Annotated in this window: 13 protein-coding genes and 1 tRNA gene; 8 read left to right on the top strand and 6 right to left on the bottom strand. The window is 58.8% G+C overall.

Translation table 11 applies throughout. The annotated features are described in order from the left end of the window. The 3 genes from DWZ15_RS10745 to DWZ15_RS08960 form a co-directional block, all read left to right on the top strand. The coding region (locus DWZ15_RS10745) for a hypothetical protein (protein ID WP_233544760.1) at positions 1–202 on the top strand (202 nt) is incomplete at its 5' end. A gap of 252 nt (positions 203–454) precedes the next feature. Further along, positions 455–2,344 (top strand): carbon starvation protein A, encoded by a 1,890-nt coding sequence (locus tag DWZ15_RS08965; RefSeq protein WP_118450559.1) that lies wholly within the window; start codon positions 455–457, stop codon positions 2,342–2,344. A gap of 183 nt (positions 2,345–2,527) precedes the next feature. Continuing rightward, positions 2,528–4,720 (top strand): hypothetical protein, encoded by a 2,193-nt coding sequence (locus DWZ15_RS08960; protein WP_158572522.1) that lies wholly within the window; start codon positions 2,528–2,530, stop codon positions 4,718–4,720. Positions 4,721–5,461: 741 nt separating this feature from the next. On the opposite strand, the gene DWZ15_RS08955 is transcribed toward DWZ15_RS08960, so the two are convergent. From DWZ15_RS08955 to DWZ15_RS08940, 4 genes are all read right to left on the bottom strand, one after another. Continuing rightward, positions 5,462–5,536: transfer RNA gene (locus tag DWZ15_RS08955), tRNA-Gln, on the bottom strand. Positions 5,537–5,574: 38 nt separating this feature from the next. Continuing rightward, positions 5,575–6,480 (bottom strand): peptidoglycan-binding protein, encoded by a 906-nt coding sequence (locus DWZ15_RS08950; protein ID WP_187361857.1) that lies wholly within the window; start codon positions 6,478–6,480, stop codon positions 5,575–5,577. Positions 6,481–6,619: 139 nt separating this feature from the next. Further along, on the bottom strand, positions 6,620–7,633 hold the full coding sequence (locus DWZ15_RS08945) for a polyprenyl synthetase family protein (RefSeq protein ID WP_118450555.1): 1,014 nt from the start codon (positions 7,631–7,633) through the stop codon (positions 6,620–6,622). Between the two features lie 127 nt (positions 7,634–7,760). Continuing rightward, the gene (locus DWZ15_RS08940) at positions 7,761–10,211 is read right to left on the bottom strand and encodes a PTS transporter subunit EIIC (RefSeq protein ID WP_118450553.1); all 2,451 of its coding nucleotides are present in this window, start codon (positions 10,209–10,211) and stop codon (positions 7,761–7,763) included. Between the two features lie 224 nt (positions 10,212–10,435). Between DWZ15_RS08940 and DWZ15_RS08935 the strand changes: the two genes are divergently transcribed. The 5 genes from DWZ15_RS08935 to DWZ15_RS08915 all read left to right on the top strand — a co-directional run bounded on the left by DWZ15_RS08935 (position 10,436) and on the right by DWZ15_RS08915 (position 15,828). Continuing rightward, complete coding sequence (locus DWZ15_RS08935) at positions 10,436–11,155, top strand: GntR family transcriptional regulator (protein ID WP_089573620.1); 720 nt, start codon at positions 10,436–10,438, stop codon at positions 11,153–11,155. 306 nt (positions 11,156–11,461) lie between these two features. Next, positions 11,462–12,778 (top strand): ABC transporter substrate-binding protein, encoded by a 1,317-nt coding sequence (locus DWZ15_RS08930; protein ID WP_055252173.1) that lies wholly within the window; start codon positions 11,462–11,464, stop codon positions 12,776–12,778. An 88-nt stretch (positions 12,779–12,866) separates the two neighbouring features. Next, the gene (locus DWZ15_RS08925; RefSeq protein ID WP_055252174.1) at positions 12,867–13,721 is read left to right on the top strand and encodes a carbohydrate ABC transporter permease; all 855 of its coding nucleotides are present in this window, start codon (positions 12,867–12,869) and stop codon (positions 13,719–13,721) included. Continuing rightward, positions 13,721–14,560, top strand: coding sequence for a carbohydrate ABC transporter permease (locus DWZ15_RS08920; protein WP_117584245.1), 840 nt, complete (start codon positions 13,721–13,723; stop codon positions 14,558–14,560). The genes DWZ15_RS08925 and DWZ15_RS08920 overlap by 1 nt, the downstream gene beginning before the upstream one ends. A 68-nt stretch (positions 14,561–14,628) precedes the next feature. Next, positions 14,629–15,828: an ABC transporter ATP-binding protein gene (locus tag DWZ15_RS08915; protein WP_117640835.1), complete on the top strand. Its 1,200-nt coding sequence runs from the start codon at positions 14,629–14,631 to the stop codon at positions 15,826–15,828. A gap of 455 nt (positions 15,829–16,283) precedes the next feature. Here DWZ15_RS08915 and glgP read toward each other — a convergent pair whose 3' ends face one another. Together glgP and malQ are read right to left on the bottom strand one after the other, a co-directional pair. Continuing rightward, entirely contained in the window at positions 16,284–18,551 is a 2,268-nt protein-coding gene (gene glgP / locus DWZ15_RS08910; protein WP_118450551.1) for a glycogen/starch/alpha-glucan family phosphorylase, read from the bottom strand. A 128-nt stretch (positions 18,552–18,679) separates the two neighbouring features. Then, positions 18,680–20,185, bottom strand: a complete 1,506-nt coding sequence (malQ, locus tag DWZ15_RS08905; RefSeq protein WP_118450549.1) for a 4-alpha-glucanotransferase — start codon at positions 20,183–20,185, stop codon at positions 18,680–18,682. Between the last annotated feature and the right edge of the window lie 174 nt (positions 20,186–20,359).

Below are 20,359 nucleotides of genomic sequence, written 5' to 3'. Positions count from 1 at the left end.
AGCACTTAATGTGCTTTCCGTCTTGCGCAGGACTGTAGAGCAGGAAAGTTCATATGCGCCGCCCGGCTCCCGCGGCTCCCGAGGGGTATCTCCCATGCAAAAACTTTTGTTGGGTAAAGTCCGAGGTCAGTGGCGTTTTATAACGAGAAATTCAAAAAAGTTGAAAATCCATTACAAATTTGCGTTGACTTTAGGTAACTAAAGTTTCATACTCCTTTTCAACCACTGGGGGATGTGAACACGCACGGATCGTTCACATCATGATTGAAGAGGATTTCTTAGACATGTTCACGCATCAGCTAAACATTATCAGCGTAGTAATTATCTGATGCGGGTTAGCACATACAGCTAGCCCGTACGATAACGGGCGGCTGATGAAGATGAGGGCCGTCGAGCGCAACCGACGGCCCTCATTTTTTATGTCTAGGAAGTTCTTTTTAGAGGAGGAAATGTAATGAACGGAGTTTTGCTCATGGTTGTGGCCGCGGCGGTGCTCGCCTGTGGCTATCTGGGCTACGGCCGCTGGCTGGCCAACAAGTGGGGCGTTGACAAAGAGGCCCTCACGCCGGCCAAGCGCATGAAGGACGGCAAGAGCTTCTCGCCCGTCTCCGCCTTCACCGCGTTCTCGCACCAGTTCAGCTCGATCTGCGGTGCTGGCCCTGTCACGGGTACGATCGTCGCCATGGCCTTTGGCTGGCTGCCCGTCGTGCTCTGGGTCCTCGTCGGCGGCATCTTCTTTGGCGCCGTCCACGACTTTGGTGCTCTGTACGCTTCGATGAAGAACAACGGCAAGTCGCTCGCTCAGCTCATCGAGAAGTACATCGGCAAGACTGGCCGTCGCCTGTTCCTGCTGTTCTGCTGGCTGTTCTGCATCATCGTCATCGCCGCTTTCACCGACATGGTCTGCAAGACGTTCATGTTCACCTCGGTCGTTGACGCTTCTGGCGCTGCCACCGGTGCCATCGACTTCACCAAGTCCTATGCCGCTGGCTGCGCTGGCACCATCTCCATCCTGTTCACCTTCGTCGCTATCGCCTTTGGTTGGGCCCAGAAGAAGTTCAACCTCACCGGTGCCGCCGAGTTCGTCACCGGCGTGGTCCTCATGGTTCTCATGTTCGCCGTCGGTATGCAGTTCCCGGTCTACCTGGATAAGTTCCAGTGGTTCGCCGTCGTCATGGTCTACCTGGTCTTCGCTGGCGCTATGCCCATCCAGATGCTCAAGACCCCGCGTGACTACCTCACTTCCATCATGATGATCGTCATGATCGCCTGCGCTGTCCTCGGCATCGTCGTCCTGGGCGTTAACGGCCAGGCCACTATCACCGCTCCGGTCTTCACCGGCTTCTCCACTGCCTCCGGCATGATGTTCCCGGTCCTGTTTGTCTCCGTCGCTTGTGGTGCTCTCTCCGGTTTCCACAGCCTCGTTTCTTCCGGCACCTCTTCTAAGCAGGTCGAGAAGGAGCAGGACGCCGTCAAGGTCGGTTATGGCGCCATGATCGTCGAGTCCTTCGTCGGCATCCTTGCCATCATCGTCGCCGGCATCATGTTCTCCGATATGAACACCGCCGGTACTGGCGCCCTCAACGCCGGTGTCGCTTCCACCCCGTTCCAGATCTTCGCCGCTGGCATCTCCCGCGGTATGCAGGCCTTCGGTGTTGACGGTACGCTCGCTACCGTCTTCATGACCATGAACGTTTCCGCTCTGGCCCTGACCTCGCTCGACGCCGTCGCCCGCATCGCCCGCACCTCGTTCTCCGAGTTCTTTGCCCAGACCAACGACGCCCTGGCCATCGAGTCCAAGGCCGGCTACATGAAGGTTCTCGGCAACCCCTGGTTCGCCACGGTCGTCACCCTGCTTCCCGGTCTCGCCCTTGCCTTTGGTGGCTATGCCAACATCTGGCCGCTCTTTGGTGCTTCCAACCAGCTGCTCGGCGGTATGACCATGATCACCCTCGCCGTGTTCTGCAAGTGCACCGGCCGCAAGGGCTGGATGCTCTACGTGCCCGTCGCCTTCCTGCTCTGCTGCACCTTCACCTCGCTGGTCCAGAGCGCCATGGGCTGCATGACCGCCGTCCAGGCCTACGGTTTCTTCGGCACCATCCCGGCTACCGCCACCACGGCCGCCGTTTCCGTCGCCGCCACCAAGGGCCTGCAGCTCGTTTTCGCCGTCCTGCTGATGGTCCTGGGCCTCATCGTCGCCGTCAACTGCCTCAAGGAGTTCTTCGGCAAGGAGGCCGGCTCCATGCCTGATGAGGAGCCCGAGTGGTCCGAGATGGGCAAGGCCGAGTACGGTCGCGCCGCTGCCGCTGAAGCTCCTGCCGACGCCGAGGCCGCCAAGGCCTAGTCGGTCGGACGGGTTGAATCTCCCATCTATTTGACTCGGAAAGACCGGGTCCGCAATCAAGCGGACCCGGTCTTTTTTCTTGTGAGAACAGGTGGTGCAAGGGCGTTCTCGCAGATGTTTTGCGTGGATAGGCTCGTGCGTTGTACCATATGGACGTATATGTGTGCATATGAAAGGGGCCCCGTGGCCAAGACGGTATATTCCGATAATCAAAACAATGTCGATGCTCTGGCTGAGCGTCTGAGCAGCCAGACATCGCTTTCTGCCGAGCGCGCCAAGCTGGTTGCCTACGACCTGCTCTGCCGCAAGGCGCTCAAGATTAAGTCGAGCGCGCTGGCGCAGATTTTCCGCTCCGTCGATAAGGAATGCGACACCAAGGCGATGCGCGATGAGCTTATCGCGGCAAATATCGTGACCAAGATCGAGGGCAGCGGCATTAACGGGCGCCCGGCGTTCTATACCATCAATGTCGAGATCCGCGATGCCCAGGAGCAGCCTGCCGAGTCCGTCGAAGATTTTGTCGTCGAGGATTCCGCTGACGTGCCTGCTGTGGAAGAAGCTGCTCCGCGTGAGCATGTCGATACCGATGAGTTGCTCGATGAGAACGTCGTGCGTGCCTTTACGGCCAAGGCAGGACGCGGCGGTTTTGGCGGGGGTGGCAAGCGCGATGCGCAGCGCCGCGCCCAGCAGGAGCGCTTCCGTCGTGCCGTTGCTCAAAAGGGTGAGACGGATGCCGAGGCTGTTGAGAACGAGGTTGCTGCCGAGTCGCAGAGGCCCGCGAAGGAGCAAAAGCCCGTGGAGGCCCAGGAGCCCCAGCGTCGCCGTGGTGCCCACTTTAAGGCTGCGCAGCAGGATGTCGCGCATGAGGTTGAAGAGCCTTCCGAGGCTGCAGACGATGTTGAGGAGTCTGCCAAGAAGGCTCCGGGTTCATGCCGTCCCGGGCGTGGTTTTGCGAGGCGCGCGTATCCCGTAAGGCGTCAGGAGAAGGGCGAGCCGGCTCCGACCGCTCAGGCCGAGAAGGCCGAACAAACCGAGAAAACCGTTGAGCCGGCGGCTCGCGAGCAGCAACCTTCCGAGTCGCAGCCTGCGGCTGACACTGAGGTCAAAGCTCAACAGACCGCTGATAAGCAGGCGGGGGAGAGCGCCTCAGGCAAGCCCCGCCGTCGTCGTCACCGCGGCGGTCGTGGCTCAAATGCCGAGGCCGCGGCCGAGAAGACAGCGACACAAAACGGAGATGAGAAGGCCGAGACTCCGGTGGATCAGGTCAAGCGCCAGCCGGCGAAGGAGGCCAAGTCCGATCGTCCGCAAAAGCGCTCGTCTGCGCCCAAGCAGGAACGTAATACCCGGGCAGATTCCAAGCGTAAGCCTCATGCACAGGCTGAGCCTGCCGCGGCTGATAGTGCTACCCAGCAGCCCGAGTCGGCCGTCCACGGCGAGGTATCGGCGTTTGCCCTTGCCCGCGTTTTAGGCAGGCAGCTGCTCAAAGTTGTCCCTACGCCTACGGCGCTCTCTAAGATCAAGGAGCAGCAGACACAGATCGTAAAGGTCGAGGGCAAGGACGGCAAAAAGGCTCCGCAGCGCACTCAGCACAACGAGATGTCCAACCGCAAGATTGCCGAGGAAATCGCAATCATCCAGGCTTGGATCGAGCAAAACCGAGGTGCCGATACGCCGGTTGCCTCGCGCCGCCAGCGTGCCTACCAGATTTTTAACGACGAGAAGGCTTTTGACGGCAAGCACGGCGAGCGTCTAATTCGGCGTATGACCGAAAAGGGCATCAGCATGCAGGCGATTAAGGTCGCCCCCAACCGCCCCGTGCACTTTACGGGTTTCTTTACGCTGGGCGCCGATAAGCCGTTCATTATGGTCGAGAACCTGGACACCTATGACGAGATCGTCAAGCTCCTGCGCGGCCGCAAGCACGCTAAGCTCTTTGGCATCAAGGTGGGCGGCGTGATTTTTGGCGGCGGATGCAAGGCGAGCGTCTCGCATGCCCTGGACGATTATCTGGCCGAGATCGGCTATCGCTTTAACTACGTCTACTACGTGGGCGATATCGACCGCGAGGGCGCGCGCATCGTCGAGCAGGCTCGCAATGCCAATGTGGTTGAGATTCGCCTGCATGCCGGCATGTACCGCGCCATGCTCGCCGAGCATAAGCGTCGCGTGAAGGCCGGCGGCGAGTGCGAGCCCGCGGCTGCCAACCAGGGCGTGCCGCAGAACTTGGCGGCGACGATCAAGGATCTGCCCATGGTCACGCGCGTGCAGTTCCGCAATGTGCTACGCGAGGGCGGGCGCATTCCGCAGGAGATTCTGATGACCGCCGACTATCGGGATGGCGACTCGGGAAGCTTCGACCGCATGCTGAACAACTAAATTCCGCCGGCCCCGGGAGAGCGGGGACACCGGCTTAGGTTTCCTGCTCTACAGTCCTGCTCACGACGGAGGCCACATTAAGTGGCCTCCTGTTCGTGCGGAACTCGCGATAAACCTAAGCCGGTGTCCCCGCTCTCCCGGGGCCTGTCGTGGCTTGGCCGTTGCATGCGGCTCGCTTTTCGGAACGGGGCTGACGGACACGTTCCGAAATCTACCACCGTCGCTGTACAGGGTGTCTATAAAGAGCCGTGGCCAAAAAACGGCAAATATGAGTACTGATACTCTTTTAGTAGCAGTAATTTTGACCAAATTTAAGGTGATTTGACGTGTCGATCGAGCAGATAAGCTGCCGTATCTCCTCAAGTGTTCATTAAAGGAAGACCTTGATGCGAATAAATCTCATTAAGATCTTCTTTTATTAACGAAAATAATGTAGCTACAACGGTAACAGTACTCATATTTGCCGTTTTTTGGCCACAGTCCTTCGGAGGGTCCTCGAAAATAGTCCCGAGCCGGCACTTGGGGACGTTCCTATAATGCCGGCACTTAGGAGCGTCCCCAAGTGCCGACACCGCGTCTGCCTGCGGCGGCCGCGCCCCGCTGCGTCGCTTCGCTCCTTGCGTGCTGCGCTGGAAAACGCTTCGCGTTTCCTCAGCTCCGCACCCTTGCGGGTTCGAATTCCTCCGCTTGCCCACAAGAAAGCGCCCTGGGCCGTTATGGGCTTAGGGCGCTCAGTTTTAATGGCTGGGACGGAGGGATTCGAACCCCCAACAGCCGGCACCAAAAACCGGAGTTCTACCGTTGAACTACGTCCCAATGTGTGGTGTTGCCCAAAAGCAACTCGTCTAGTTTACCTAATCTGCGAGGGCATCGCAAACGCCATCGAGTAGGCGTACGGCGAGCGTCTGCGCGTCGCTGGCCGTGAAGGTGCCGTTGTAGCGCGTCATGCCCGTGAGCTCAATGCGAATGCGAGCCGGCTTCTGCTGCGCGGCGACATTGGCGGTGCGGATGCGCTGGGCCAGGTTGTGGCACTCGGCGAGGGCAATCGTGGCGCGTGGCGCGGCGTCGGCGGGCAGCTCGTCGCTTGCGATCTCGAGCACCAGGTCAACGTCGGTTGGGACCTCGGAGTCGCAGAGCATCATGCCGCTGTTGTCGGTCGTTGCCGTGGCGATGTTCCACATGCGCGAAGCAACGCTGCGTGCGATGGGGTCCTCACCGATAACGGCAATCTGGAAGCGCTCGAGCACGTTGGCGGCGCGAGCAAAACCGATGCGGGACTCGGCTTCGGTGACCGAGGGCTTGCCCTCCCACACATGGTGCAGGCGGTTGATGTAGGCGTAGGTGTCCTGGAAGGCCATGCCGTCGGCAAACAGGCCGACATTTTCCTGGAACTGCTGCAGGGCGGCCTCGGTATGCGGACCAAAGTAGCCGTCGTCTTCGCCACAGGCAAAGCCCAAAACGTTGAGAGCGCGCTGCAGGGCCTGCACATCGGCGCCATGGAAATTGGGCATGCGCAGATACAGAGTGCGGTCGCCCAGCTTATACGAGGCGTCGACCAGGGCGCTCCAACAGGGGATATCGACGGCATGACCGGCAGCAAGGCCGCTGTCGAGCCTGAAGGTGCTGACGGCCTGCTCGGTGGTGGTGCCAAAGCGCTTGTCGACAACCTCGGCGTCATCGATTGTATAGCCGAGCTGCAGAAGGCGGGACTGGACGTCCTCGACGGCTGCTCCCTGCATGCCCGTGGTAATAGGTTCCATGAACGAACCCCTTTCGGCGTACCATTCGTACTATTTTGAGCGTGTGTCGGATAGACAACGCGAGACAATTTATAAACATGCACTCAATAGTGTAGCAACTTGTACCCAAACTCGCTGCCCACAGGTTTTATGACCCCCGCTAGCTAAGACGCTCCACAAAGAAATCTGCCATTGAGAGGAAGAGCTCGCGCGCATGCGGGTCAAGCTCAACGTTCTCGATGGCAGCCTTGGCTTTTGCGGTCAGGTCCAGCGCGTAGGCGTGAGCATATTCGATGGAGCCGGTCTGCTGGAAGATCTCCACGGCGCGTGCGAGCTGCGCAGGGTCCTCGGTGCCCGAGGAAAGGATTGCCTCGATCTCGTCGTGATAGCGCTCGTCTGACAGGGCATGCACGGCAACGAGGGTGCGCTTGCCCTCGGTGATATCGGTGCGGAAGTCCTTGTTGGCGGCCTCCTTGGTGCCGATCAAGTTGAGCAGGTCGTCTTGAATCTGGAAGGCAAGGCCCGTGTGCAGCCCAAAGGCGCGCAGTGCCTCAATCTGCTCTTCGCTGCCGCCGCCGATAATGGCTCCGGCGGCAAGCGGCGTCGCTCCGCTGTAGTACGCGGTCTTGTGCGTCGCCATGTCCAGATAATCGTCGACCGAAATGTCAAAGCGCCCGTCGCGGACCCAGCCCAGGTCGAGCGCCTGGCCCTCGATGGTACGGACGATCATCTCGGTAAGCTCGTGGAGCACGCGAAGCTTCACGTCTGCGTTGAGTGTGGGGTCGTCGAGAACCGTCTTGGTGACCATGGTGAGCGCCAGGTCACCGCAGTTGATGGCAAGACCGGTGCCCTCGGTAAGGTGCATGCAGGGCTTGCCGCGACGAATCTGCCCGTTGTCGGCGATGTCGTCGTGGATGAGTGCGCCCGACTGAAAGTGCTCGATGGCCGCCGCTGCGCTGCGGGCGCTCTCAAAGCTGCCGCCTACCGCAGCGGCGGCGAGCATGCAGATGAGCGGGCGGTGGCGCTTGCCAGCGTTTGCCGTAAATGCCGAGAGCGGGGTATACAGGTAGCGCTCGATATCGGCGGAAGTCGCCTGTCCGTCAAAGAACGTGGCCAGATAGTCGTTAATCTGGTCAAAGTGCTGGGCTAAAAAGCTGGTAAACGGACTGGACACGGGTTCTCGCATTCTTTGATAGGTTGCATCGTTGCATTATGCAGACAACATATTGCCACATTAGGGCGTCGAGCGCGGCGGTTGAAGACGATTGGTCCATGCGGCCGCAAGTGCGGTAGGGGCTTGGCTAGATAAGCCCAAAGTGTTCGAGCGCGGTGACGACGCCGTCGTGGTCGATGCTGTCGGTGACATAGTCGGCCTTTTCCTTGAGGAAGTCCGGTGCGTTGCCCATGGCGATGCCAACGTCGACGGCGTTCATCAGCGAGACGTCATTGCTGGCGTCGCCGATGCCGTATACGGTTCCGTGGTGGGGATCGAGGGCGTCGAGTACGGACTGGATACCCTCGCGCTTGGTGCATTCGCGAGGCGAAATCTCGGTCACTTCGAGCTCGAGCTCGTTAAAGCAGAGCAGCGGCTCAAACGCTTGATCCTGAGCGATGCGGTTGGCAAGCGACGTGGACATTAAGATCTTGTAGGCGCTGTAATGTTGCAGCTGCGTAATTGCATCGCCCACGGTGCGGGCGTATCCCGGGGCGTCGGGCGCATCGGCACTCATGCGAACGACGCCATTGAGTCCCTCAAAACGAATCACTTCGTCCGATTGCTCAAGAATGGGAGCAAGGCGCTGCAGCATGCCGGGCGTCATCGCCAAATCGCGAATCACGTGTCCCTCAAGTTCGACATAGCCACCCGCGAGGCAGACGATGCCGGTCCAGGGCAGCTCGAGCAGCTTTGGATGGATGCAGCTCAGCGTGCGCCCTGTGCAGATAAACGCCATATTGCCCTTGGCGACAAAATCACGGATGGCTTGCGAGACCGCTTCATTGGGATAGGGGGAGAGGTCTCGCTCGCTCTCGGGAAGTTCTTGTGCCACTCGAGGGTCTTGCCAGGCGAGTGTTCCGTCGATATCGAAGAAGCAGATATCGCCGCGCTTATGGGCTGCGCTGGCGGCAGGGGAGGCCGAGGTGGTGGGCACAAATCCCGGCTCGAGGCCCATGATCTGGTCAAAATGCTCTTTAACGCGGGGAACGGAGATGCCAATAATCACCTGGGCGGTCTTGCCCGTAATGATGAGGCCCTTGGCGCCCACCGCGACAAACGACGCATTATCTGCAACGATGGAAGGGTCTGCGACCTCGACGCGCAGGCGCGTGGCGCAGTTGGTTGCGCCCACGATATTGCCAACGCCACCTAAAAGCTGAATTACCCGCTCGGCGAGGACGTGATCTTGATCGGATTGAATACCGACCTCGCCATTGGGAGATTGCTCTTTGGCAAAGCCGCTTCCCGTTAAACGATCGATTGCCGCGCGATTGGAGACATGATCCTCGCGGCCCGGCGTCTTAAGGTCATAGACCAAGATGAGTGCTCGAAAACTAACAAAAAAGATGAGGCTAAAGGCAAGACCGATACCGAGCGCCAAAAGGTAGGAGCCGGCATGCATTCGCATGAGTGGGATGAAGTTGAAGGCCGTCATTTCCATGAGACCGCCCGAGAAGATGCCGACGATGCCAAAGAAGTTCATGGTCATGGCAAGGCAGGAGGACAGGACGGCGTAGAGCAAAAAGAGTCCGGGATAGGTGAACATAAAGAGAAACTCGAGCGGCTCGGTGACGCCGCAGACCACCGAGGCGACGATGGCGGGCAAAAGGATGACCTTAAGGCCGGCGCGGCGTTCGGGTTTGGCGGTGAAATAGAATGCTGCCGCGATGGCGGGAAGGCCAAAGAGCTTGCCCCAGCCGGTGGCGGTAAAACCTGCCCAGGGCGCAAGTTCATTTAAAGGGCGCGTGCTATGGGAGAGAATGGGGAGCAGGTTGGTCCACGTGGCGTAAATACCGTCGTGAATGACCAGATTGTCGTAATAGATGGGCATATAGAGCAGATGGTGCAGCCCCATGGGCTCGAGCGCTCGCTCCAAAAACACAAAGATGCCCACGCCGAAGGGGCCGACGCCCGCAAGTGCGTGGCGCAGCGTTTCGGTCACAGCGTATGCGAAGGGCACGATGGCGGCCGAGATGGCGGCAAGGGCAAACACGGCAAAAAAGCTGATGAGGTAGACCAGCGAGGAACCCGAGAAGGTGCCGAGCCAATCGGGAACCTTGGCATCGTAGAAGCGGTCATGGATGGCGACGACGGTTGCCGACACCGCCAGCGGGCCGATAATGCCGGTGTCGAGCGTCTTGATGCCGTCGATGACGGTGATGCCGCTGGCGGGGGTTAAAGACGACGGGTACTTAAGTCCAAGGTTGTCGCCGCTCAGCTTAATGATCTCGCTCAAAAAGAAACAGTAGGCAAAATAGGCTACGAGCGCCTCGAGGCAGCAGCGTGCCGGTTGCTTTTGGGCAAGACCGATAGGCAGCGCTACGGCAAAAAGGAGCGGGAGACGTTTAAAGACCGTCCACGAGCCGCGCTGGATGATGGTCCAGAAAACGTACCAAGGGGTTCCGTATACGGCGAGATCGCCGACGATGTCTACGGTCGTGGCGAGGGCGGAGATGCCGACCATGAGGCCTGATATAGAAAACAGCATGGCGGGCGCGAACATGGCTCCGCCAAAACGTTGGATTTTCTGCAGCATAATATGCCTTCCGGATGCAACATGCTGTGCGAGCAAGAACGTTTAAACAATGAACTCATTGTAGAGGACTGGCTGCTTGCCGCATTGACGGTTTTGATTCGGTCCGATTTGGGTTTCGGGGGAACCGTCGACGGTAAATAATCCGTGCTTTACCGATAATCGGTTTAAACAACTTTAAGAAATGCTATCGTGCCTAGCCATACATATTCATTAGAGGTGAAATCATGCCAAAAGCGATTTACGAAGGAATCTACCGCGAGATCCGTTCGCGCATCATTAACGGGACCTATGCGTTTCAGGAGATGCTGCCAACCGAAGCCGAGCTGACCGCGGAGTTTGGCTGCACGCGCAATACCGTTCGACGCGCCTTGAGCATGCTGGCCGACCAGATGTTTGTGCAGCCTATACACGGTAAGGGCGTGCGCGTTATTTGGCTTAAGGGCGAAACCGACATGCTGGGCGCACTCGAAGAGGTTGAGTCGTTTGGCGAGTTCGCAAAACGCAACAATGCCGTCGCATCGACCGAGGTCAAGTCTTTTGAACATTTGATTTGCACTGAGCAACTCTCTCGCCGCCTGGGCTTTAAGGTGGGCGAGGAGCTGATTCGCGTAGTGCGTGTCCGAAGCCTCAACGGCAGCGCGCGCCAAGTGGACCATGGCTACTTTTTGGCGTCGGTCGCCAAGGGCCTGACCCCCGAGATCGCGGCGGATTCTATCTACGGCTATCTGGAGCACAAGCGCGGCGTCAAAGTGATGGCGAGCCGTCGTACGGTGAGTGTCGAGCTCGCCAACGATGAGGACTGCAGCTATCTGGACCTTGGCAAGTACAACTGCGTCGCCGTTATGGAGAGCCAGTCGTACACCTCGGACGGCATCTTGTTCGAGGTCACGCATGCCCGCACACACCCCGAGATCTTCCATTACCGCGTCAATTCCAAGCGATAGCCGGCTAGCTCGCAGCCTGACGAGACTCATGCCCTCAAAGCGAAAACGCCCGGTCAAACCGACGATGCATCGGCTTGATCGGGCGTTTTCTCTGCATTCGATAACAAATAATTGTTTATACAAAACTTGTCAAGTATCAAGTCGAAATTACCGTTCACCGAAGTTTTTCTACCGCTCTAGTAATACTTGTTCAAACAACTAGCCAAATAGCGTATTGTACAAATCAGCAAAAGGGGCAAAGTCCCCGAGCCAATCTCCGAAGGCGGCGGCAAAGGGTGCCGCCACGGTGTGAAAGGGTGGATTGTAATGAAGAACGAAATGAGCAGAAGGCAGTTCCTGGGCTTTGCTGGTTCCGCGGCTGCGGTTCTTGGTCTGGGTCTCGTGGGCTGCGGTGGTTCTGCCGGCTCCGGCTCCTCTGCTTCTGGTGACGCTGCCGAGGTCTACTTCCTCCAGTTCAAGCCCGAGGTCGACAAGGAGTGGAAGGAGATCGCCAAGGCGTACAAGAAGGAGAAGGGCGTCGAGGTCAAGATCGTGACCGCCGCCTCCAACACCTACGAGGAGAAGCTCAAGTCCGAGATGTCCAAGAGCTCCGCTCCGACGCTGTTCCAGGTCAACGGCCCCACCGGCCTTAAGAACTGGAAGGACTACTGCGCCGATCTTTCCGACACCAAGCTCCGCGGCGAGCTCATCGACGACTCCCTGGCGCTGCAGTCCGACGGCAAGGATCTGGGTATCGACTGGGTTCAGGAGAGCTACGGCATCATTTACAACAAGGAGCTCCTCGAGAAGGCCGGCTACAAGGCCGAGGACATCAACTCCTTCGACAAGCTGAAGGCTTGCGCCGATGACATCCAGGCCCGCAAGGACGAGCTCGGCGTTGACGGTGCCTTCACTTCCGCCGGTATGGATGACTCCTCCAGCTGGCGCTACACCACGCACCTCGCCAACCTCCCGCTCTACTACGAGTTCGAGAAGGAGCACAATCAGGAGGACGACGAGATCAAGGGCGAGTATCTCGACAACTTTAAGCAGATCTTCGACCTGTATATCACCGACTCCACCTGCGATCCTTCGCAGCTCGCCTCCAAGACCGGTGACGACGCCACCAACGAGTTCGCAACCGGCAAGGCCGTCTTCTACCAGAACGGCTCTTGGGCCTACGCCGACCTCACCAAGGCCGGTATGACCGACGACCAGCTCGGCATGCTGCCGATCTACATCGGCGTCGATGGCGAGGAGAACCAGGGCCTGTGCTCCGGCGGCGAGAACTACTGGTGCGTCAGCTCCCAGGCTTCCGAGGATGCCCAGAAGGCCACCGAGGACTTCATGTATTGGTGCGTCACTTCTGACACCGCCACCAGCATCATCGCTGACAAGATGGGTCTGACCGCCCCGTTCAAGAGCGCTAAGGAGACCACCAACGTCTTCTCGCAGCAGGCCGTTGCTATGGCCAAGGACGGCAAGAAGACCGTCGCTTGGGACTTCGTTTACATCCCCTCTGAGGAGTGGAAGAAGAACCTCAAGCAGGCTCTCATCGCTTATGCTGCCGACAACACCAAGTGGGACGGCGTCAAGAACGCCTTCGTCGATGGCTGGAAGACCGAGAAGGCTGCTTCCGAGTAAGCAGTTGCTGCCCAAGCTATCTGATTAGCGACAGGGGGCGGGCAGACGTAGGTTTGCCCGCCCCCTGCATATATGAAAGGACCCTTCTATGGGCAAAGCACTCAAGCGCTGGTGGCCGCTCTTTATGCTGCCCACGTGCCTGGCGTTTATGATCGGGTTCGTGATTCCCTTTATCCAGGGTTTCTATCTCTCGTTCTGCCAGTTTATTACCATCAATAACGCGCACTTTGTCGGTATCGAGAACTACGTGCGCGCGCTGTCCGATCCGCAGTTCTCCACGTCGTTCTTCTTTACGGTGGCGTTTGCCTTCCTGTCGACGGTGCTCATCAACGTGATCGCGCTGGCCATCGCGCAGGCGCTCACCCGCAAGGCGCTCAAGGGCACCAACATCTTCCGTACGATCTTCTTTATGCCTAACCTGATCGGCGGCATCGTGCTGGGCTACATTTGGCAGATTCTGATCAACTGCCTGCTCTCCAACGTGGGCGCCCAGCTCATCGCCCTCAACTCCGCCGCTGGCTTCTGGGGCCTTATCATCCTGACCCTGTGGCAGCAGGTCGGCTACATGATGATCATCTACATCGCCGGTCTGCAGTCCATCCCGTCTGACTACATCGAGGCCGCCAAGGTCGATGGCGCTACGGCATGGCAGACGTTTTGGAAGGTTAAGATCCCCAACCTGATGCCGACTATCACCATCTGCCTGTTCCTGTCCATCACCAACGGCTTTAAGCTGTTCGACCAGAACCTCGCCCTTACCGGTGGCGCCCCGGCGCACTCCACCGAGATGCTCGCCCTGAACATCTACAACACGTTCTATTCGCGTGCTGGCATCGCATGGCAGGGCATCGGTCAGGCCAAGGCAGTTATCTTCTGCATCCTGGTTGTCGCTATTTCTATGATCCAGCTTAAGGCCACGAGGTCCAAGGAGGTGCAGCAGTAATGAAACGCGATAAGGCTATCAACCGCGCGCTCTCGATCTTCTTTACGATTCTGTCGCTCGCATGGATCTACCCCGTGTTCATGATTGCGCTCAATTCCTTTAAGAAAGCGACCGCAATCAGCACCACCACGGCGTTCGATCTGCTCACGCCCGAGACGTTCAACGGCCTCGCAAACTACGTGCACGCTCTGAACGAGCAGGGCTTTGCCTCGGCGTTTATGTACTCGCTTATCATCACGGTCACGTCGGTCGTGCTGATTCTGGTGTGCTGCTCCATGTGCGCTTGGTACGTGGTGCGCGTCAACAGCAAGATCTCGAACTTCTTCTATTACCTGTTCGTCTTCTCGATGGTCGTACCGTTCCAGATGCTCATGTTCACGCTGTCCAACCTCGCGGACCGCATCGGCTTTAACACGCCGTTTAACATCTGCTTCATCTACCTTGGTTTTGGCGCGGGCCTCGCGGTCTTTATGTTCGCCGGCTTCGTCAAGAACATCCCGCTCGAGATTGAGGAAGCGGCCATGATCGACGGCTGCAACCCGGTCCAGGTGTTCTTTAAGATCGTCCTTCCCATTATGAAGCCCACCTATCTTTCGGTCGGCATCCTTGAGACCATGTGGGTCTGGAACGACTATCTGCTGCCCTACCTTACGCTCGACTCCACCAAGTACAAGACCATTCCTATCTTGATCCAGTACTTCCGTGGCGGCTATGGCCACGTCGAGCTCGGCCCCATGATGGCATGCATCATGATGGTCGTCATCCCCATCGTCATCATGTACATCTTCTGCCAGAAGTACATCATTGACGGCGTTGTGGCAGGTGCCGTCAAGGGCTGATGCCGTAACTGTTTTGCAAGTTTTGGCGGCGCCTCTCAGCGCGGCGCCGCGTATCGAAAGGTAAAGACATGGCCGAGATCGTTCTCAAACATGTTCAGAAGGTGTATCCCAACAACGAGTCAAAAAAGAAGGGCTTCTTTGGCAAAAAGAAGAAAACCGAGGAGAAGAAGCACAACCTCAAGGTTACCGAGGACGGTGTGCTCGCTGTAGAGGACTTCAACCTCACCGTTCACGACCAGGAGTTCATCGTCCTCGTTGGCCCTTCTGGCTGCGGTAAGTCCACGACGATGCGCATGGTCGCCGGCCTGGAGGATATCACCTCGGGCGACGTGCTCATCGACGGCAAGCGCGTCAACGACGTCGCTCCCAAGGACCGCGACATCGCCATGGTGTTCCAGAGCTATGCTCTGTACCCCAATATGACGGTGTACGAGAACATGGCGTTTACGCTCGAGCTCAAGAAGGTCCCCAAGGACGAGATCGACCGCAAGGTTCGCTCCGCTGCCGAGATCCTGGGTATTACCGAGTATCTTGACCGTAAGCCCAAGGCACTCTCCGGCGGCCAGCGTCAGCGTGTCGCCATCGGCCGCGCCATCGTACGTGACCCCAAGGTCTTTCTGATGGACGAGCCCCTGTCCAACCTGGATGCTAAGCTTCGTAACCAGATGCGCGCCGAGCTCATTAAGCTGCGTCATGAGATCAAGGGCACGTTCATTTATGTTACTCACGACCAGACCGAGGCTATGACCCTCGGTGACCGTATCGTGGTCATGAAGGATGGCGTCGTCCAGCAGATCGCCACCCCGCAGGAGGTCTTCAACCATCCCGCGAACATCTTCGTCGCCGGCTTTATCGGCGTGCCGCAGATGAACTTCTTCGATGCCCAGCTGGTGCGCTCGGGCAACGGCTTTACCGTCAAGACCGAGGATATGAACGTGGCGCTCGCCCCCGAGACCTGCGCTCAGCTTGCTCTCAACTGGGACGGCGGCGACGTGAAGGAGATCACGGCCGGCGTGCGTCCCGAGCAGATTCTGCTTGCCGACAAGGGCGAGGAGGGTGCGCTCCAGGGCACCGTCGAGGTGACCGAGCTCATGGGCTCGACCGAGCATGTCCACGTGACCGCTCCCGACGGCCAGTTTGTCCTGATTATCCCCGTCGTCGACCTCGAGGCCAAGGGCGCGCTCAAGGCTGGCGACCCCATCTGGTTCAAGTTCGAGAAGAACGCGACTCATCTCTTCGATAAGGTGTCTGGCAAGAACCTTATCTAGGCCCGGTGCATCCAGGCCCTCCCTTTGGGCGACTGCGGCTTTGCCATCCTTTTGCCGCGGTCACATATAAGGCTCCCCTCCCGTCCACTGGGCGAGAGGGGAGCCTTTCTTTGTGTTGGGACTGTCTGACCGGTCGTTTGTCTCGATCTGTAACGGATAGGGCCGATTTCGGACGTTAGATGTTACAGATCGAGACGGTTCCGCTGAGCTAACCATTTCATCTAAATCTGTAACACCAAAGGCGAATTTCACCTGCTAGATGTTACAGATTGAGATAAACCCAAGGGGAGGGGCCGGTATGTCTCAATCTGTAACGGCTGGGACCGTTTTGGTTGAGTAGTTGTTATGGATCGAGATTGTTTGGCCGAGTCGGATCACAGGGTAACGTGCGGGCACAAAAAACGGAGCCGCGTTGCCGTGGCTCCGTTTTCAAGAGGATGGGCGATGAAACCGAATTAGCTCAGGTGCCAGATCTCGTCGTTGTACTGGGAGATCGTACGGTCGGACGAGAAGGTGCCGGCGTTGGCGATATTGATGAGCGCCTTGCGCATCCAGGCGTCCTGGTCCTCGTAGTCGGCCAGCACGCGCTCCTTGGTCTGGATGTACTCCTCAATGTCGAGCAGGGCCATAAACCAGTCCTTGCCCTTAATGTCGTCGTGCAGGCGCTGCAGGCGCTCGGCGTTGCCGGTTGCCATAAAGGCCGGGTTGGTGATGAAGTCCACCAGCAGTTTAATGCCGGGCTTGCGGTAGAGCGCACCGGCGTTGTAGGTGCCATCGGCGTAGAGCTGCTCGACCTGTTTGGACGAGGCACCAAAGGTATAGATGTTCTCGTCGCCCACGAGCTCGGCAATCTCCACGTTGGCACCGTCGAGCGTGCACAGGGTTAGGGCGCCGTTGAGCATGAACTTCATGTTGGAGGTGCCGCTCGCCTCCTTGGAGGCCAGGCTGATCTGCTCGGAGATGTCAGCGGCGGGGATCACGCGCTCGGCGGCGGTGACGTTGTAGTTCTCGATCATGACAACCTGCAGGTAGGGAGCCACGTCGGGGTCGTTTGCAATCCACTGCGACAGCGTCAGGATCAGATGGATGATGTCCTGCGCGATAGTGTAGGCAGGCGCCGCCTTGCCGCCAAAGATGATGGTGACGGGGTGCTTAGGCCTGTTGCCGTTCTTGATATCGAAGTACTTCCAGATGATGTAGAGCGCGAGCATCTGCTGACGCTTGTACTCGTGGATGCGCTTGACCTGGACGTCGATGATGGCGTTGGAGGGAATGGTCACGCCCTGCTCGAGCGCCATGAACTGGCGCATGATGGCCTTGGCCTCGACCTTGGTGGCGGCCAGGCGCTCAAGAACGTCCTTGTCGTCGGCGAACTTGGCGAGTTTGCTCAGATCGCCGGTGCTGCGCCAGTCGGTGCCGATTACATCGTCGAGCAGGCTGGCGAGCGCGGGGTTGGCTCCATGGATCCAGCGGCGGAAGGTGATGCCGTTGGTCTTGTTGGAGAACTTCTCGGGATAGATCTCGTAGAACGGATGAAGCTCGGTGTCCTCCAGGATCTTGGTATGGAGGGCGGCTACGCCATTGATGGAGAAGCCAAAGTGGATGTCCATGTGGGCCATGTGGACGGTGTCGTATTCGTCGATGACGGCGACGCGCGGGTCATCGTGCTCGGCCTTCGCGATCTCATCGAGCTTGACGATAATGTCGGCGATGGCAGGGGAGACCTTCTGCAGGCTGACGAGCGGCCACTTCTCGAGCGCCTCGGCAAGAATCGTGTGGTTAGTGTAGGCGACCATGGAGCGTACGATGGTCACGGCCTCGTCAAACTCGATGCCATGCTCGGTGGTGAGCAAGCGAATGAGCTCGGGGATGACCATGGTGGGGTGCGTGTCGTTAATTTGGACCACGGCGTAGTCGGCCAGATCGTGCAGGTTGCTGCCGCGCTCGATGGCCTCGTCGATCAGGAGCTGGGCGGCGTTGCTCACCATGAAGTATTCCTGGTAGATGCGAAGCAGGCGGCCCTGCTCGTCGGAATCGTCGGGGTAGAGGAACAAGGTGAGGTTCTTGGCGATCTCGGTCTTGTCGAAGTCGATGGAGCTGCCGGGGACCAGGCCGTCGTCGACGCTCGCCAGGTCGAACAGGCGCAGACGGTTCTTGGTGGGCTGGCCGTAACCGGGCACGTCGATGTTGACGAGCTTGGAGGTAACGGCAAAATCGCCGAACTCGACGGTGTAGGAGCGGTCGTCGTCGACTAGGATGTCCTGCTCACCGAGCCACTCGTCGGGGACGGCCTTCTGCTGGTTGTCGACAAAGCGCTGACGGAACAGGCCGTAGTGATAGTTGAGGCCCACGCCATCGCCGGTCAAGCCCAGCGTGGCGATGGAATCCAGGAAGCATGCGGCCAGGCGGCCCAGGCCGCCGTTGCCGAGCGACGGCTCGACCTCGAACTCCTCGATCTTGTTGAGGTCGTGGCCTGCGGCGGTGAGCTGGTCCTTAACCTCGTCGTAGATGCCGAGGTCGATCATGTTGTTGATGAGCAGCTTGCCGATCAAAAATTCGGCGGAAATGTAATAGAGCTTTTTCTTGCCGTTGTTGAGCGGACAGGCGGCAGAGTGCTCCTGCACGAGCTTGACCAGCAGTTTGTAAATGCGGCGGTCATCGAGTTGCTCGAGCGAGGTTCCAAAGGACTGCTCGGCAAGATCCGCAAGATTGATACGGGGCATGTTTCCTCCTGTGGTGAGTCGACTACATGTCAGAAATTCAAAAGAAGCCCGCGCGAGGGATGGGGATGGCCTCGCGCGGGAAAAGCGGTCGCGTCCGCACGGTGGGGTGGGGTCGGGCGCGGTGGCTCCTATTGGGGAAGCTCGATTTCGGCTTCCGACGGGATGCGGAAGTAGGTCTCGGTCCAGTCGGTGAGTTTGTGCTCGAGCTCGCGGGTGATGGCGCCGTCGAGCATGCGCCAGGTCCAGTTGCCGCCCAGCGTGGCAGGGGTGTTGATGCGCGCCTCGTTGCCCAAGTTGAGCAGGTCCTGCATGGTGTAGATGCACGTGTCGCTCACGCTGGCTGCGATGGCTCGGTTGAGCGCGTCGGCGATGGGTTCGCCGGCCTGCTGATGGGTGTACAGGGCTGTCTGCTCGCGCTGACGCGGGGTAGCCGTTCCTTCAAACCAGCCGCGTGCCGTCTCGTTGTCGTGAGTGCCCACGTAGGCGACGGTGTTGGCAATGTAGTTGTGCGGCAGGTAGTACGAGTTGGTGCCCTCAAAGGCAAACTGCAGGATCTTCATGCCGGGGAAGCCCGAGTTGTCGCGCATATCGATGACGCCGGGGGTGAGGAAGCCCAGGTCCTCGGCGATGATGGGCAGCGTGCCGAGCTTTTCCTCGAGTGTCTTGAAGAGCTTGAGGCCGGGACCCTGCGTCCACGAACCGTAGGACGAATCAGGCGAGGAGAACGGCACCTCCCAATAGGCCTCGAAGCCGCGGAAGTGATCCAGGCGGATGACGTCGTACATGTCGAGGGCGGCGCGAATGCGGCCCTCCCACCAGGAGAAGCCGTCGGCCTCCATGGCGTCCCAGTCGTAGATGGGGTTGCCCCAGTACTGGCCGGTGGCCGAGAACTGGTCGGGCGGCGTGCCGGCGACGCTCACGGGATTGCCGGCGGCGTCGATCTTAAAGAGCTCAGGTGTCGCCCACATCTCGACGGAGTCACGCGAGACATAGATGGGCAGGTCGCCGATGATGAGAATGTCGCGCTCGTTGGCATAGGCCTTGAGGCGGCTCCACTGGCGATCGAAGAAGTACTGCGTCATCTGGTGGTAGAGCATACGCGCCGGATGGTCGGCGCAGACCTTGGCGGAAGCCTCGCCGCGGGTGCGGAGCTCCGCGGGCCACTCCCAAAACGCCTTGAGACCGCACTCCTCTTTGACGGTCATGAACTCACAGTAGGGGATGAGCCAGTCCTCGTTGGCCTGGATAAAGTCATCGAAATCGGCCGGCTTGTCGGCAGCAAAGCGCTCGGCGGCGCGGTCGAGAATCTGACGGCGGCCGCCAAAAATAGCACCGTAGTCGACATTGCTGGGGTCGGATCCCAGATACACGCCATCGATATCGCGCTGCTCCAGATACCCTGCCTCGATAAGCTCGGCAAAGTCGATAAAGTTGGGGTTGCCTGCGCGGGCCGAGAACGACTGATAAGGCGAATCGCCATAGCTGGTCGTCGTAAGGGGCAGAATCTGCCAGTAATGTTGTTTGCACGAGGCGAGAAAATCGACGAAGTCGTAGGCATTCCAGCCAAAGCCGCCGATTCCGTATGGTCCGGGCAGAGATGAGACGGGCATGAGGACGCCGCTTGCACGCTCCATGAATGCGCTCACCAACCTTCTTGTTGTGGGGTCGGCCTGCCGATGGGTGTGCAGTCCGCCTCCGATGTTCTGATTCGATACGCCTATTGTAAAACATGTTGTTTAAACATGTACAGGCAAGATAAAAAAGTTGGTCGATTTTCGGCGAATGGCTACATGCCATGAAAAAGCCCC

The sequence above is a fragment of the Collinsella sp. AF29-7AC genome, assembly GCF_003475665.1.
Classification (GTDB): Bacteria; Actinomycetota; Coriobacteriia; order Coriobacteriales; family Coriobacteriaceae; genus Collinsella.
Note: the sequence above shows the minus strand (reverse complement) of the source record. Positions and strands in the feature narration are given on the sequence as shown.

Excerpts from the sequence above, each read along its gene's own strand:
- DWZ15_RS08915 (WP_117640835.1), top strand. The coding sequence starts at position 14,629 with ATGGCCGAGATCGTTCTCAAACATGTTCAGAAGGTGTATCCCAACAAC.
- DWZ15_RS08940 (WP_118450553.1), bottom strand. The coding sequence starts at position 10,211 with ATGCTGCAGAAAATCCAACGTTTTGGCGGAGCCATGTTCGCGCCCGCC.
- DWZ15_RS08935 (WP_089573620.1), top strand. The coding sequence starts at position 10,436 with ATGCCAAAAGCGATTTACGAAGGAATCTACCGCGAGATCCGTTCGCGC.
- DWZ15_RS08925 (WP_055252174.1), top strand. The coding sequence starts at position 12,867 with ATGGGCAAAGCACTCAAGCGCTGGTGGCCGCTCTTTATGCTGCCCACG.
- DWZ15_RS08965 (WP_118450559.1), top strand. The coding sequence starts at position 455 with ATGAACGGAGTTTTGCTCATGGTTGTGGCCGCGGCGGTGCTCGCCTGT.
- glgP (WP_118450551.1), bottom strand. The coding sequence starts at position 18,551 with ATGCCCCGTATCAATCTTGCGGATCTTGCCGAGCAGTCCTTTGGAACC.
- DWZ15_RS08920 (WP_117584245.1), top strand. The coding sequence starts at position 13,721 with ATGAAACGCGATAAGGCTATCAACCGCGCGCTCTCGATCTTCTTTACG.
- DWZ15_RS08930 (WP_055252173.1), top strand. The coding sequence starts at position 11,462 with ATGAAGAACGAAATGAGCAGAAGGCAGTTCCTGGGCTTTGCTGGTTCC.
- DWZ15_RS08950 (WP_187361857.1), bottom strand. The coding sequence starts at position 6,480 with ATGGAACCTATTACCACGGGCATGCAGGGAGCAGCCGTCGAGGACGTC.
- malQ (WP_118450549.1), bottom strand. The coding sequence starts at position 20,185 with ATGGAGCGTGCAAGCGGCGTCCTCATGCCCGTCTCATCTCTGCCCGGA.